Annotated in this window: 13 protein-coding genes; 2 read left to right on the plus strand and 11 right to left on the minus strand. The window is 52.6% G+C overall.

Features of this window, described 5'->3' with window-relative positions; translation table 11 throughout:
• Positions 1-37: 37 nt before the first annotated feature.
• Entirely contained in the window at positions 38-2113 is a 2076-nt protein-coding gene (locus UF06_RS16170; RefSeq protein WP_045571344.1) for a ferritin-like domain-containing protein, read from the minus strand.
• A gap of 230 nt (positions 2114-2343) precedes the next feature.
• Between UF06_RS16170 and UF06_RS16175 the strand changes: the two genes are divergently transcribed.
• Positions 2344-4041, plus strand: coding sequence for an RluA family pseudouridine synthase (locus UF06_RS16175; protein ID WP_045571345.1), 1698 nt, complete (start codon positions 2344-2346; stop codon positions 4039-4041).
• Positions 4042-4248: 207 nt separating this feature from the next.
• Here the strand turns inward: UF06_RS16175 and UF06_RS16180 are convergent, their stop codons facing one another.
• From UF06_RS16180 to UF06_RS16225, 10 genes are all read right to left on the minus strand, one after another.
• Positions 4249-5589, minus strand: coding sequence for an ATP-binding protein (locus tag UF06_RS16180; RefSeq protein WP_171816751.1), 1341 nt, complete (start codon positions 5587-5589; stop codon positions 4249-4251).
• Positions 5590-5647: 58 nt separating this feature from the next.
• A complete protein-coding gene (locus UF06_RS16185; RefSeq protein ID WP_039426815.1) occupies positions 5648-6307 on the minus strand; it encodes a response regulator in 660 nt (219 codons plus the stop codon).
• Positions 6308-6310: 3 nt separating this feature from the next.
• A complete protein-coding gene (locus UF06_RS16190; RefSeq protein ID WP_045571347.1) occupies positions 6311-6943 on the minus strand; it encodes a tetratricopeptide repeat protein in 633 nt (210 codons plus the stop codon).
• Positions 6944-6969: 26 nt separating this feature from the next.
• Entirely contained in the window at positions 6970-7767 is a 798-nt protein-coding gene (locus UF06_RS16195; RefSeq protein WP_045571348.1) for an SDR family oxidoreductase, read from the minus strand.
• Positions 7768-7776: 9 nt separating this feature from the next.
• A complete protein-coding gene (locus tag UF06_RS16200; RefSeq protein ID WP_045571349.1) occupies positions 7777-8460 on the minus strand; it encodes an iron-containing redox enzyme family protein in 684 nt (227 codons plus the stop codon).
• Between the two features lie 38 nt (positions 8461-8498).
• The gene (locus UF06_RS16205; RefSeq protein ID WP_052702571.1) at positions 8499-10004 is read right to left on the minus strand and encodes an AMP-binding protein; all 1506 of its coding nucleotides are present in this window, start codon (positions 10002-10004) and stop codon (positions 8499-8501) included.
• Between the two features lie 9 nt (positions 10005-10013).
• On the minus strand, positions 10014-10616 hold the full coding sequence (locus tag UF06_RS16210; protein ID WP_045571350.1) for a thermostable hemolysin: 603 nt from the start codon (positions 10614-10616) through the stop codon (positions 10014-10016).
• A 129-nt stretch (positions 10617-10745) separates the two neighbouring features.
• Positions 10746-11105 (minus strand): hypothetical protein, encoded by a 360-nt coding sequence (locus UF06_RS16215; RefSeq protein WP_045571351.1) that lies wholly within the window; start codon positions 11103-11105, stop codon positions 10746-10748.
• 58 nt (positions 11106-11163) lie between these two features.
• Positions 11164-11790 (minus strand): DsbA family protein, encoded by a 627-nt coding sequence (locus tag UF06_RS16220; RefSeq protein WP_045571352.1) that lies wholly within the window; start codon positions 11788-11790, stop codon positions 11164-11166.
• Positions 11784-12641, minus strand: coding sequence for an MBL fold metallo-hydrolase (locus tag UF06_RS16225; RefSeq protein WP_045571353.1), 858 nt, complete (start codon positions 12639-12641; stop codon positions 11784-11786). Before UF06_RS16225 ends, UF06_RS16220 begins: the two co-directional genes overlap by 7 nt.
• A gap of 142 nt (positions 12642-12783) precedes the next feature.
• Here UF06_RS16225 and UF06_RS16230 point away from each other — a divergent pair, with 142 nt between their 5' ends.
• Positions 12784-13686: a LysR family transcriptional regulator gene (locus UF06_RS16230; protein ID WP_045571354.1), complete on the plus strand. Its 903-nt coding sequence runs from the start codon at positions 12784-12786 to the stop codon at positions 13684-13686.
• The last annotated feature ends 61 nt before the right edge of the window (positions 13687-13747 follow it).

The following is a 13747-nucleotide window of genomic DNA, read 5'->3' on the forward strand; positions in this document are numbered from 1 at the left end:
GCGAAGTGCATTGCAAATAGGCAAGCTGTTATTTTTCTTACGTTGATGGTGGGAAGGCCAAACGCAGGTCAGAAGGTTGTGGCTTGTCCCCCGCCGTTTTTCCTTCAGCAGCCAGCGCTTTGCTGTACGCCTGCCAAGCAATGTCATACACCGCATCACCGGTGGCAAACTGCACCCCCTCACCGGAAACCTGTTCTGGATGCTGTCCAGCGCGCAATTGGTAAATGGGCATCAGGCCGCCATCGGGATAGAGCTGTGAGGCGGAGATGGGCACCGCACAGCCGCCCAAGCCACCACAAGCGTTATCGGCGGGCGGAGAGTAGAGCTCCGGCGCGCCGCAACCCGCTTGCACCGCATTCTTATTGCTCGGTGTGGCACTCAAACTGCGACAACCCGAGCCGCCACCAGAGGTTTTTTGCACAAAACCACAGCCCCCTTCCGCTTTACAGCTGTTCGAGCCGCGACAGGTGTGGAAAATCTCTTTCGACGCGCAGCTATTGCCCGTTTCATTTGGGTTTGGCTCCAGCGCCATCCCTTGGCAAGCGTGATAGAGATAATCACGCTGCGATTCAGGAATGCGCTGGTACTCTCCTAGCGACAGATCCGGTGCTTGGCCAAACACCGCCCAGCAGATGGAGACACGATCGCCAGAACCTGACATTGACGGGAACGGGAAGTCGACACCTTTGTCTGTCCAGTATTTATTGAGCACAGTGGTAATGCCTGCAATCGCACCAGCAGCCACATGACTCATCTCTTGCCAGCTGGCGTCGCCACCCGCTTTGAGGTTATTGAGCGCCGTGGAGACCGCCTGAGCAGAAGGCAACACACCCGCATATTGGTTGTGTTGGTACTCTGCGGTTTGCAGCTCGTCTGGCTGCCATTTATTGGCTGGGTTGGCATGCCAATCGGCCCAGGTGGTGATTTCGCCGGATTCCAACAACCCCTTCACTTGCTGGAAACGGTCGTAGTGATCCACCACGCCACCAAAGAAGCGGGCGTGCGCTGCGCCAGACATCGGCAGTTCGTTGCCCTGTTCGTCATACTGCTTGTAATCGGCTTGAAGTGCTTGGAAGTTTGGCTGGTAGCTTGGGTCAACTGGCGCCCCCACCAAACCGGCTGGCAAGACGGTTTGCGCTTCCACTTTCATGGTTGCGCCTTCGCCTTGATCGGTAATCGCGTTCATCAACTGGAAAATCTGGCTTTTCGCTTGATTGGCCTCTTTAGCGTCCACCACCGTTTTCATGCGTGGGAACTCTGCCAGCGGGTGGCCGCTCTCTTCGGTATTGAACAAGTCGCGCTGAATCGAATCCGGATTAAACATATTGTTAAACAGGCTGCTACCGTCACTGTAAGTGACATTCAAATACGCGGCCAAACATTCATACATGGTCGCAATGGTGCCAAATTGCGGCAGCTCGGCTTCGGTAGATTGCGCGCTCCAATCTTTAAACGGCACACAGCTCTCGACGCCTTTGCCATTAGTTGCAATGTACTTATCGTGCGCAGTCGCTTTGATGCGGCTGGCGAGCACATCCGACGGCTCCTCAATCAACAAAAATAGGTTGATGCTGTTTTCATCCAAGCCACCCAGCGCAACTTTCACCGCGTTATAGGGTGCTTCTGACAAGTCGGTGAGATCCAAAATATGCGGAATGGTGGTTTTGTCCGGGCCGTAGCAGATCCAGCCATTGTTCTCATTCACCAGCAGTGGCGAGTTGAAATCGGCCGCGGCCGCTTGGCTACCTGCCACGGTCGCACTGAGCGCGTTGTGAATATTGGCCGCCATTTGCAGATGCAGCATCTCTTGGATAAAGACACTGAAAATCAAGTTACACGCTTGTTGATTGGCAGTTTGCGGGTTCGGAGTCGGCGTGATGCCCGGCCAACGACGACCAAGATAGAGCGCATTGTCTTTCCCTGTGATCGAGTGCATGCCATATATCGAGTACATGGTGGTCATGTACAACGGAATAGTAAACAGCTCGACGTTGATCGCGGCCTGAGTCAGACAACGCACGGCGTTCACATCGGCTGCTAAATGGCTGATGTCTCGGTTCGATAAGCGCGGATTTCGTTCTAACTGCAACCCGGCCAAACGCTGAAAATCCATATTTGCTTCCTTTACTTTATGTACTTTTGTTATGTGCTGCCCGATACCGCATGGGCTTATTGCTCAGATATGCATTAATGCACATAAAGTATATTCATGGATTTTTGATTGCGCCAAAAAATTGCCTAATTCATTGCAACGAGTGACAACAGCGAACCTTTGCGCCGTGCAATCCTGCGTAAAATAGGTACAATCCTCGCTCGATTTTTTTGACTTGCGCGGACTCCCTCATGCACACGCCGGACCCTTGCTTTACGCCATTCACCACCGCTATCGACGGCTACGCCCTGCCCGAGCGCTTTACCTTCCCGTTTTACTACACACCGCACCCGCTGTGTGCGTTGGCCGCTGAGCAGTTGCAACACCATTTGCTCACTCAGCAAGAGTGGCAGCACAACTTTGGCTTGTTGAACGGCGAAGTGGTCAGTGACGATGAGCACGCGATTGGCAAAATGTTTGGCGTGTTGCTGGTGCAAAACCCACAAGGTGAAATCGGTTTTTTAAGTGCCTTTTCTGGCAAAGTGGCGGAGCAAAATTTGTTGCCGGGTTTTGTCCCGCCGGTGTTTGACATGTTGACCAAAGAGAGCTTTTTCCACCGTGAGTTTGCCGAAATCAACGACATCAACCATCAAGTAAAACAGCTGTCGCAAAGCTCTGAACTGATGCAACTTCGCCAGCAAATTGAAGCAGACCGCCAAGCTTACCAAGCGCAAGAGCAGGCCCAGCGCCAAGCGATGATTGCAGGGCGCGCCGCACGCAAGCAACAGCGCGAGCAAGCGGAAGCAACGCTCACTGGCGATGCGCTCAAAGCGGTGTTGGATGATCTTGCCAAACAAAGCGTGGCTGAGAAAAACGTGCTCAAATACCTCAAACTGGAATGGGATGAAAAACTCGCCAGCGAAGAGGCGCGTTTGAACTCACTTCTTGCTCAGCTTGAAGCCCTCAAAGAGCAGCGCAAAACCTTATCGAACGCCTTGCAACACAAATTGTTTGCTCAGTATCGCTTCCTCAATGGGCGCGGGGAGCCGAGCGATCTCAACGCGATTTTCGCGCCGACCACCAGCCCTGTACCACCAGCCGGCTCTGGCGAATGTGCCGCACCAAAACTGCTGCAATACGCTTTTACCCACGGCTTGAAGCCACTGGCAATGGCGGAATTTTGGTGGGGGGTGTCGCCGAAATCGGAAGTGCGCCAACACAAAAAGTTTTACCCCTCCTGCCACAGTAAATGCCACCCTATTTTGGGCCATATGCTGCAAGGGCTGAACATGGACCCGAACCCGCTGGAAGAAAACTGGGCAGAAGACAAAGCGCTGGAAATCGTCTATCAAGACGAAGCAATGGTCGTGGTCAACAAACCTTCTGGGCTGTTATCGGTGCCGGGCAAAACCATTACCGATTCCGCTTATACCCGTTTGCAAGCGCTATTCCCTGACGTGGAAGGGCCGTTTGTGATTCACCGCTTAGACATGGCGACCTCAGGACTGTTGGTGTTTGCCCTCACTCGCCGTGCCAACAAGAGCCTGCAAAAGCAGTTTATTTCTCGTGGCGTGCAAAAGCGTTATGTGGCGCTATTGGAAGGTGAAGTGTCGCAAAACCAAGGGGAAATCACCCTGCCCATGCGAGGCGACCCAGACGACAGACCGCGCCAACTGGTCTGTTTTGAACACGGAAAACCCGCGCACACTGATTGGCAGTTGATTGAAATTCGCGATGGTCGCAGCAAGCTTTACCTCTACCCAAGAACAGGGCGCACTCACCAACTTCGCGTTCATTGCGCTCATCACCTTGGTTTGAACATGCCGATGGTGGGCGATGGTTTATATGGTGAGAAGGCAAACCGACTGCACTTGCACGCCGAGTCGCTTGAGCTCGACCACCCTTACCGCAAAGAGCGCATGCATTTTCAAGTGGATGCCGAGTTTTAGTTCGCACATTTCAGTGTGAGGCGCTGACATCAAAAGCGCCTCATCGAACAGCTTCCAATAAATATTCTAAGTAAAAGCCTCTTTATGCCGCTTCGCTTAATCTCAAGCTTTGATAGCAATCTTCAGCCAAAGCAATCATTTTGAAATCAACCTCTATCCCAGCCCCTTCAACAGCATTTCACTGCGGTGCTGTCTCTGCATTCGTCATCATGAGGATGAAAAACGCACACAAAAAACATTACGCTCACCTTCTCTAGCTAAAAGCTCTACGCTAGCCTCGTGACGCTGGGCAATATCACGACAAATCGACATTCCTAAGCCAGCGCCATCGCCTTTTTCCGTGTTGGCGCGATAAAAGTTGTCGAACATTTTCTCGCGCACCTCTTCTTTGATCGCTTGCCCACTGTCTGCCACCGTCACTTGCGCGCCATGGGCATCCACCGTGAGTTGCACTTCAATCTCACTCCCCGTGCCAGAATAGCGAATCGCATTGTCGATCAAGTTCTTAAACAGCACCCCCAGCAGAATCTCGTCCCCTTGCAGCCAATATTTTTCCCCCTCAAAGCTCAACTGTTGCTGCTGCTTGATGGCCAATGGCGCGAGATTGGCGATAACTTGCCGAATCAAAGCCGACAGCTCAACTTGCTGAGTTGTGAGCTCGGCTAGGCTTTCGACTTTAGCTAAAGTAAGCAGTTGGTGAATCAAACGGTCGGTACGGTCAATCCCTTTGAGGATCATGCCCAAGTCATGTTTTAACTCTTCTGGGTTTTGGCTGTGCAGGGCGTTCTCCGCATTTAAACGCAGCACCGTCAGCGGTGTTTTAAGTTCATGCGCCGCCATACGCGTAAAACGTTTTTCCCGCTGCCACGCTTGCTCAAGTTGTTCGAGCAGTTCATTTAAGGTATCCACCAAAGGGGTCAATTCGGCGGTTTGTTCACGCACATAGATGCGATCGAGTTTATGCACGCTGCGCACCGCGATGGCCGATTTTAGCTCGTGAATCGGACGGAAATTGCGATCGATGAGAACAATCATCAGCAGTACTAAACAAGGGATGAGCACCAACTGTGGCAGCGCCGTAGAGAGCGCAATTTCATTGATCGCTTCATCACGTATGTGCTGCTTTTCCGCCACTAAGACGTATTCATAGCCACGCTGACTGTGCGGTTGAGCGAGCTGAAAAATGCGCCAGAAATGTCCTTCAGTCTGTACATCACCAAAGCCTTGATGATCACGACCAAGGCTCAGCGCAGCTTGTTGCGAGTCAGAACTGAATATTAGCTCATCGTCACGATAGAATTGGAAGAGAATATTCTGTTCATAGGGGTGACCAAAAGCGGTGGCGATATCATCCCGAGCGTGAGAAAGGCGCTGAATATTCTCCATCCACTCATCAAAATGTTCACGCTGCTCTTTTCGTGCTAGATGTTCCGCCGACAGCGCAGTTGCCATCAAAAGCTGTTTCGCTGCTTGACCCAAACGCGCGTCATACACTTCTTCAACCTCATCTTGTGCGGCAGAAAAACTGAAGTAGAGAGACAAAAGGATAAGTGCGCAACTTAGTAGCACAACAGAAAGGGTTAAACGGCGTTTAATCGAGAAAACTTTATGCTTTTTCAATTAGATACCCCACACCGCGGACATTCTTGATTACGTTATCCGGTAGCTTTTTGCGTAAATTGTGAATGTGCACTTCGATGGCATTGTCGCTGCTGCCTTCGTCCCAGCCGTGTAGCGCCTGCTGCAACTGCTCTTTGCTCAATACACGCCCGGTCTGGGTCATCATGGTGGCCAAAATCTTATACTCATTGCGCGTCAGTTTCAGTGGCGTTTGCTGACAACAAATCTCTTGTTTTGAGAGAGATAACGTCAGTTCGCCGACCTGAATCTGCTCTTCAGCACTGCCACTGCTGCGGCGAATGATGAGGCGAAGGCGCGCCAACAACTCTTCTAATGCGAATGGTTTACCGATGTACTCATCCGCGCCGCCATCAAGCCCTTTGACTCGATCGCTGATGTCATCGCGTGCGGTCAGGATCATCACGGGCAAAGTGTAACCGGCGCGGCGAATTTGTCGCAGCACTTCTAGGCCATCAATGTCTGGCAAAGTGAGATCGAGGATCACGGCGGTGAACTGCTCGGTTTTCAGCGCGGTAGTGACACCACTACCGCGCTCAAGCCAGTCCACCGTGTATCCATGCCGACTGAGCGCCGCGAGCATGGATTCGCCTAATTGTGTATCGTCTTCAACCAGTAATAAGCGCATAGATTATTTTAATTTCTCCAGTAAACGGGCGATTTCCCCTTGCCGCCCTTTATCGGCCAGTGGGCGGTTCGCTCTGGCGGGTGCTTGCTGCGCGCGGGCGAGATACTGCTTGGCTTCGGCTTTCTTGCCTTGTTCGGCGAGAAAATCAGCATAAAAGTAGTTGGAGTCAATGCCGTTTGGGTTAATTTCAAGCCCTTTCTTCAACATCTCTTCGGCTTTGTCATCATCACCAAAACCAAGCGGCCAACCGGGCACTTTGTAATAGAGTGTGCCAAGGCTGGTGTAGGCCGAGCCGTTCAGTGTTTGCGGTGCTTGCTTAATCACCTCTTCAAACAAGGCCTTAGATTCCTTGACTAAGGATAGAGCACCTAAACCGCCGCGCACACCCGCCAATGACGATTTGTTGATCGCAAGCCAGACTTTTAGCTCCGCGTTGTTGGGGGCGATGTTCACTTCGACGGTATTTTGTGCAATCACATTTTCAAAACAGCGTTCTTGCTCATCGCTGTCGGTCACTTGGTACTGGCAATGAGCCCAGTCTGCTTGGATTTTTTCCAGCGGAGTGATCGCGTGTGCGGGAATCGAAGCAGTCAGCGAGGCCGCCGCCAAAACCAAAAGAGAAATTTGAGTGTTCATGACATCCTCTCCCTGAGAAACAAAGGTTAACGATTAAGAAATGAAAGAATTACCGATTGCTGCTTGCGAATCGCGCCCGAGACCAAAAACGGCAAGATCTGGTTGATGCGCACAAACAGCCGCTCAGGCCAACCTATCCAACGCATATTGTGTTCGCGCTCTAAGGTTGTCAGCACGTGCTGCGCCACCACTTCCGGCTCATCACAATGGTTGCCAAGCGCCTGATTCAGCTGCTTAACCGCCTCGCTATTGAGCTCGGTATTAGTGGCACGCGGGGCCAAGTAAAGCACCTTGATGCCCGTGCCTTCCAACTCTCGGTTCATCGCTTCACTAAAGCGTAATAAACCTGATTTTGCAGCGCAGTAGGTGGCGTAACCGGGGTAACCTATCGAGCCAAAAGTCGAACCGATATTGAGAATGATCCCCGGTTTGTTCAGCCAAGTTAGCGCCGATTGGGTTAAGTGGATCGGCGTGAGCAGGTTTAGCGCAATCTCACTCTCTATCGATTCGGCACTGCGTTTCGCCAATAGACGAAACTGATTGCAGCCCGCATTGTTGATGAGCACGTCAATCCGCTCGTCTTGCTGGATACATTGCAGCGCGGCGCGGCGGATCTGTGCAATCCCTTGCGCGCTACTCAAATCGGCACAGATCAGCTTGTGCTTTTCAGCATTGACCAACGACTGACGCAGCGCGTTTAGCTTGTCGCCATCACGCCCAACTAAGGTCAGGCGCGCCCCTTTTTCAGCTAATAGCTTGGCGATGCTACGCCCAATGCCGCCAGAAGCGCCGGTGAGCAGAATATGGCTGTCTTCAATTTTCATACAGCGCTCCTAAGCCACTTTGCCAAGTGGACTTGGGTAGAGTTCACACAGCATTTGCCCATAGAGGTGAAACACCATCTTGGCCGAGTCAATGATCGCCTGCTGATCGCTTGGCTCGGTGATCTTATCCATCAAGGCAGCAAAAAAACGGATGTGCTGCTGATCCAGCTCACTGTGTGAGGTGAGATAGGTCATCGCCTCGGCAGGCAAATTAAGCTGTGTTTTTACCAAACGGGCAATGTTGCCACCGACACCCACACTAGTGCCTTCCAACACCCACACCATGCCGAACAGAGCGAGTGGATTGTGACGGTCAATTTGGTGGTAGAGATAAGCCACCATCAGCTCAATCGGCGTACCCACTCGGCCTTGCGCACGGTTAGCACGCACCGCATCGGCGTCGCCACCACTGGCGTGGATATCATTTAAAATCCACTCTTGATGGCCTTTTTCTTCGTCGATGTATTCGGCGATGGCATCGCGGACCCACTCATAATCGTCGCTCAGACGCGCACCACAGGCCATAAGAAGCGGCACTGTGTGTTTAACGTGATGATAAGCCTGAGTCAGAAAACGTTGGTACATCTCAAGCGAGATATCGCCATTGGCACAGGCCGCAAACACCGGCGCTTGCAGCATACTCTGCTGAGCACTGCATGTTTCATTTTGTAGTGTTTGGAAAAAATAAGTCATGGTCTATCTCCTTGAAATAATTCGCCTGATTTAAAGCGTTACGCTGGCAGCGCATCTTGTGGCCAGCGAATCAGCGCCGCGTCTGACTGCGCTCTGGTGGCGGCGGTTTGTTGTTCAATCAACGCACGTTTTGGTCTGCCGTTGGCGGTCAGCCAGTCACACCACTGGGCACTGCTCTTAACCACCAGCAACTGCGCAATACGCGCGTAGTCGGGCATAGTGCGATTTAACGCCTCGACGCGTTGGGCAATGTCGTCAAAATGGGGGCTCACCACCGCCGTCAGATAGGCTTGCCCATCGCCGACGACCACAAACTGACCTCCAGGGACAAATACTTGGGCTTGCGACTCGATCCACTCGGGGGAGATATTGCGACCAAAACTGCTGATGATGAGATTCTTTTTACGGCCAGAGATGGTGAGAAATCCTTCGTCATCGATGGTAGCGATGTCGCCCGTTGCCAGCCACACATCCTCAAACGGCTCACCAAGATAGCCCAGCGCGCTATTGCCTTTGACCCACAGCTCGCCATCGTCGGCGATTTTAACCTGCAAGTGGCTGAGCACTTTGCCGCAACTGCCCGGTTTGTTGTGCGTCGCGGTGTTCATGCTCACCACAGAGCCGCACTCCGACAACCCGTAACCTTCAAAAGCGGGAATGCCGAGCTCGCGAGCTTTGTCAATCAGCTCTGGAGCAACCCGTGCGCCGCCGACCGCCACCCATTGCAGTGAGCTCGCCAGTGATGGCGCTTGCTGCACCACGGCGATCAGCGCCATCAGTAGCGCTGGGGTCAGCACCAAGCTCGAGGGCTGTAAGCGACCAAGTGCAGCAGCGAAAGCGTGGGGAGAAAATTGACTTGAGCCGTTTAGCCCTACTTCACGTCCGGCATAAATCAATGAGGTGACACCGAGTAAAATCGGCACGTAAACACCGGTTATGTTTTCCAGCAAGGTGGACAGCGGCAGCACGACCAAATGCTGACGAAACTCGCTGCCAAGCTCGGCGGCAATCGCTTCACTGACCCGCACCAAGTTGTCATCACTTAAACAAACCCCTTTCGGCGTTCCGGTTGACCCAGAGGTAAAGGTGATTTTGCGTGTGTTCCTAAGCAAGTTGGCCGAATGCGCGCTACTGAGCGAGAAAATCGGCAGATTACTTAGCTCACCCGCCGATTGCAGTTGGCCAAGCGCGTCTATTCGTTGATCAGCGCCAAAAAACCATTCGCCTATCAGCAAATCTGGGCAAGATTGGGATAGGAGATGCGCCACCTGCTCAGCGGAAAAAAACATCGGTACGGGCACAATTACCACATCGGCCAACATCGCCGCGAGATCCACCACCACCCAATCGAGGCTGTTTTCTGCCCTGAGCGCAATGCGCTGCACATCCAGGGCGATAAACTGTTCAGCGATTTCCACCACCGATTGCCACAGGGCAAAATAGCTCAGCGAGATGGCTTGCCCTTTGGCGTTGTGACCAATAAAAGCAAGCTGCTCGGGGCGAGTGAGGGCGCGCTGTTCAAGCGCGATCAAAATCGTGTTCATCTTCCCCTCCTATGCCTGTTTTTGCTGCAGCGCCAATTGCTTTAAATGGGCCAGACCCAAGCGCAAATTACCAGCGAGAATACGTGGCGAGTGCTGATAGTAACTGCCATAGATCTGGGTCGCGTTGGGGATGCGCTTGGCATCGGCACTGGCGATCATGGTCGGCTCTAAACCAAAGCGTTTCATCAAGGCATGCAGCGGATCGGTGGCGGTAAAGATGCACCATTCAAAGCCAAGACCAACCAGCTTTTCGGCGATCAAGGTAAAGTGCAATCCCGATAAGCCTCGGCTAAAAGAGGCCAGTTGACCGAACTCAATCAGTGAGTCTCGGGTGACGTCGCAAGCGAAACGGCGTGAGAGGATCTGGTTCGCAGGCTCGTCGAGATACTGTTCCAAAAACAGCGGCTCATCCTTCGCCACTCGATAGCCGCACACCGATTTCATCTCACCGTTGTCGAGCAAGGCCAAAAAACTGGGCATAAAGTGATGTAAGTGAGCATCGAAGGCTTGTTGGTAACGCTCTTGAACCAAGTGTGTCGCCTCAGACCAGCGCGCATGCTTCTGGTCAATCACTTCAAGCTGAATCGATGATGGCTGGTATCTGCTGTACATAAGCGTTCCCCTTTTGCTCAATCTGTCAGCAAAATTAGCTTGGGTAACTTAAGAAACGCTTAATCCAATAGGAGGAGCACCATTTAAATGGCAATGAGGGAAATGTCGGGAGAGCTTGTCTCCCTAAGGTTACTCTCTGGGTTCACAATGCAGGCGGTGAAACAGGCGATGAATAGCCGGAGCAAATAAGGTGGCTAAAGCGGCAAAAAATACCCCTTCAATGAACAGGCTGTAAAGCGCCAAGAAGAGGTGCGTGGCCGTGGATTCCAGCAAATCAGCCACCGGATAAGGCAGTTCCAAACCACTGACCATGGACAAAGCGTTGAGCAGCGCTTGCTCGACAGATAGGCCAGTGATCCAGACGAAGCCACCGATGCCCGGCATAAGGCCGATGAGCAGTACCAACAGCGCAATCAAAGCATAACGAACGCAGCGCCAAACAAAACGTTCAAAAGAAATCACGTCCTGATGGACCGATTCAAAACGCATGGAAGTTACCCTCTAAGCAATATGAAGTGCCTGAGGATAACCTGTTGCGCTTGAATTGTCAGTGATTAACCACTTGTTGCCAAAAGGATTTCCAACGCTGACTTTGCCCGTAAAAATCGCTTGGGCGCACGCTGCGCATTTGGCCTTGCTGTTCAACCAATAAGGAAGGAAAACCGCCCTGACCATACTGTTCCATTAGGCGGCGGGTGTTAGCGACTTGGCTATCCACCTTACTGCTCGCCGCTTGCATCGCCTGTTGCCACGCGTCTTGATCTGCGCCTAACTGCAGCGCAAGCTCGCTCAACGTCTCTTCACTGGCGACCAGTTTGCCATCAATGTAGTGCGCTTTTTGAATCGCTTTAAGCATCTCAAAAGCGGCAATCCCCACTTGCTCAGCAGCGATGATCGCTTGCGCAGTTTGGTAAGAGTCGAGAATCAGCGGCGCGCCACTCGATACACGCTCTAAGTACGCCTCGCCAAACGGTTGCCCCGTTTGCGCTGTGATACGCTGATCGGCCTGCAAAATGTGCTGACGAAAATTGACGCTGATCGGCGCACGCTGCATCATACCGCCGGGGTGCAGAAGCAGTTCAATCTCAGGGTGGTATGCCAGCTCAGCCATCAATGAGGTGGCGCCGAAGCACCACCCACACATTGGGTCAAAAATATAGTGAACTTTTACCATTTCATCTCTCCTGTGTGCACTTTCGCACCAATCTCCAGCGCCATTGGCAAACCTGCATCTGGGTAGCTCGCCAGCATGGTTTGGATAAGCGCAGCACTGTCTTTGCTGTTACTTTTCGCGTGGTCAAACGCAGTTAAATAGCTTTGTGAAAAACGAATCGCGCTGCTGTCGGTCGCCGTGTTGGCCGTCATGTGACCCGGGATCACCACTTGTGGTTTCAACTCTGCCATCTGCTGCAACTGCTCAGCCCAAGCGTGACGCTCTTGATTCGACTGCGCGTCTGCCATCCACAGGTGTACATTGCCATACACCGCAACGTTACCAAGAATCGCGCGATTCGCCGGGATCCACAGATAAGGACGGTGCGCCAACTCTCCTTCGCTGTCGCGAATTTCAATCGTTTCGCCGTCTAAGCTCAATGTTTTGCCTTGATAAGCGGTTGGCAATAGCGGATTCACTGGCGCATTCGCGCCCATTTTTGGCCCCCAGAAGGCCAGTTTTCCTTGCAGTTTTTCGGCAATTTTTGCTCGCACAGCGGGAGTGGCGACCACTTCCGCTTGTGGGAAGAGCTGCTTAAGCACCTCGGCACCAAAGTAGTAGTCCGGGTCCGCTTGGCTGATAAAAATGGTTTTCAGCGTTTTGCCAGAGTCCAGCACCTTAGCCGCAATGCGCAGCGCATCGGCTTTGGTGAAACCCGTGTCAACCACCATGGCTTCGGTGTCGCCATAAACCAGTGTTGAGTTAACGTGGAAGCTGTTACCGTCGGCGTTGTACACCTCTAAGGTGAGCGGTTTTGCCATAACGCCTGCAGACATCAGTAAAGTTGCGGTTAAAGTCATAACTGTTTTCATATTCTCTATTCCCGTATTGGTTGGCTCAATCTTGTTTCACTCACTTGGCGGTGAGCTAAGTGGATGAGCGCAGTTTACGGGCTGTACTTGTTCAGATATATAGCCAATAATTAACATCATTATTTCGTAATAAGAGCAAATCATGGATAGACTGACTGCTGCACGCGTCCTGCTGGACGTCGCCGTGACGCAAAGTTTTACCGCCAGCGCTGAACGGTTGGATATGTCGCGACCTATGGTGACACGCCACGTCGATCTGGTTGAAGAGTGGTTAAGTGTGCGTCTTTTGCACCGCACGACCCGTAAAGTGGCCCTGACCTCAGCGGGAGAGCAGTGCCTGCCTTTATTGCAAGCGTGGGTCGAGCAAGCGGCGGCGCTGCAGGATGAACTCAGTAACGATGGCGCGCTCGGCGGACGCATTCGCATCGCCACCAGTATGTCGTTTGGCTTTGCGCAGTTGATCCCCGCAGTGAAAGAGTTTATGGCGCAACATCCGATGGTTGAAATTGATATCGATGTGCAAGACCGTGCCAGCGACTTGATTGCCGAGCGGATCGATTTGGCGATCCGCATCGCGGCCAATCCCGATCCGTCGCTGATTGGCCGCCCTATCGCCCGCTGCGATTCCATTTTAGTCGCCTCACCCGACTATTTGGCCAGTAGTCGCCCGATTCAACATCCGACCGATTTGGCTCATCATCGCTGTCTTGGCTACAAGAACTTCGAGCGCCATATCTGGCATCTTAGTCAAGGTGACCATCATCAGTCGGTGGAGGTCTCCTGCGCGCTCACGGCGAACGAGGCAACCACACTGCTGAGCGCAGCGCGCCACGGTATGGGGATTGCGATGCAGCCAACCTATCTGGCGCAAAGTGCCGTGGAAAAAGGCGAGCTTGAGGTGATACTCCCCTCGTGGCAGCCTAAGGTGATGGAGATCTACGCGCTGTATCCTTCGCGCAAGCACCTTTCGCCTGCGGTGCGGGGCTTAATCGATCATCTGCTGCGCTATTTTGCTCAAACAAAATGGCAGGATATCCGTCTGTAGTTTTACCAAGGCTATGATAGAATGCCGCGCTTTGCGTCCCGCCAGTAGAAGTGACGCGATT

This window comes from Vibrio sp. S234-5 (assembly GCF_000960595.1).
Lineage (GTDB): Bacteria > Pseudomonadota > Gammaproteobacteria > Enterobacterales > Vibrionaceae > Vibrio.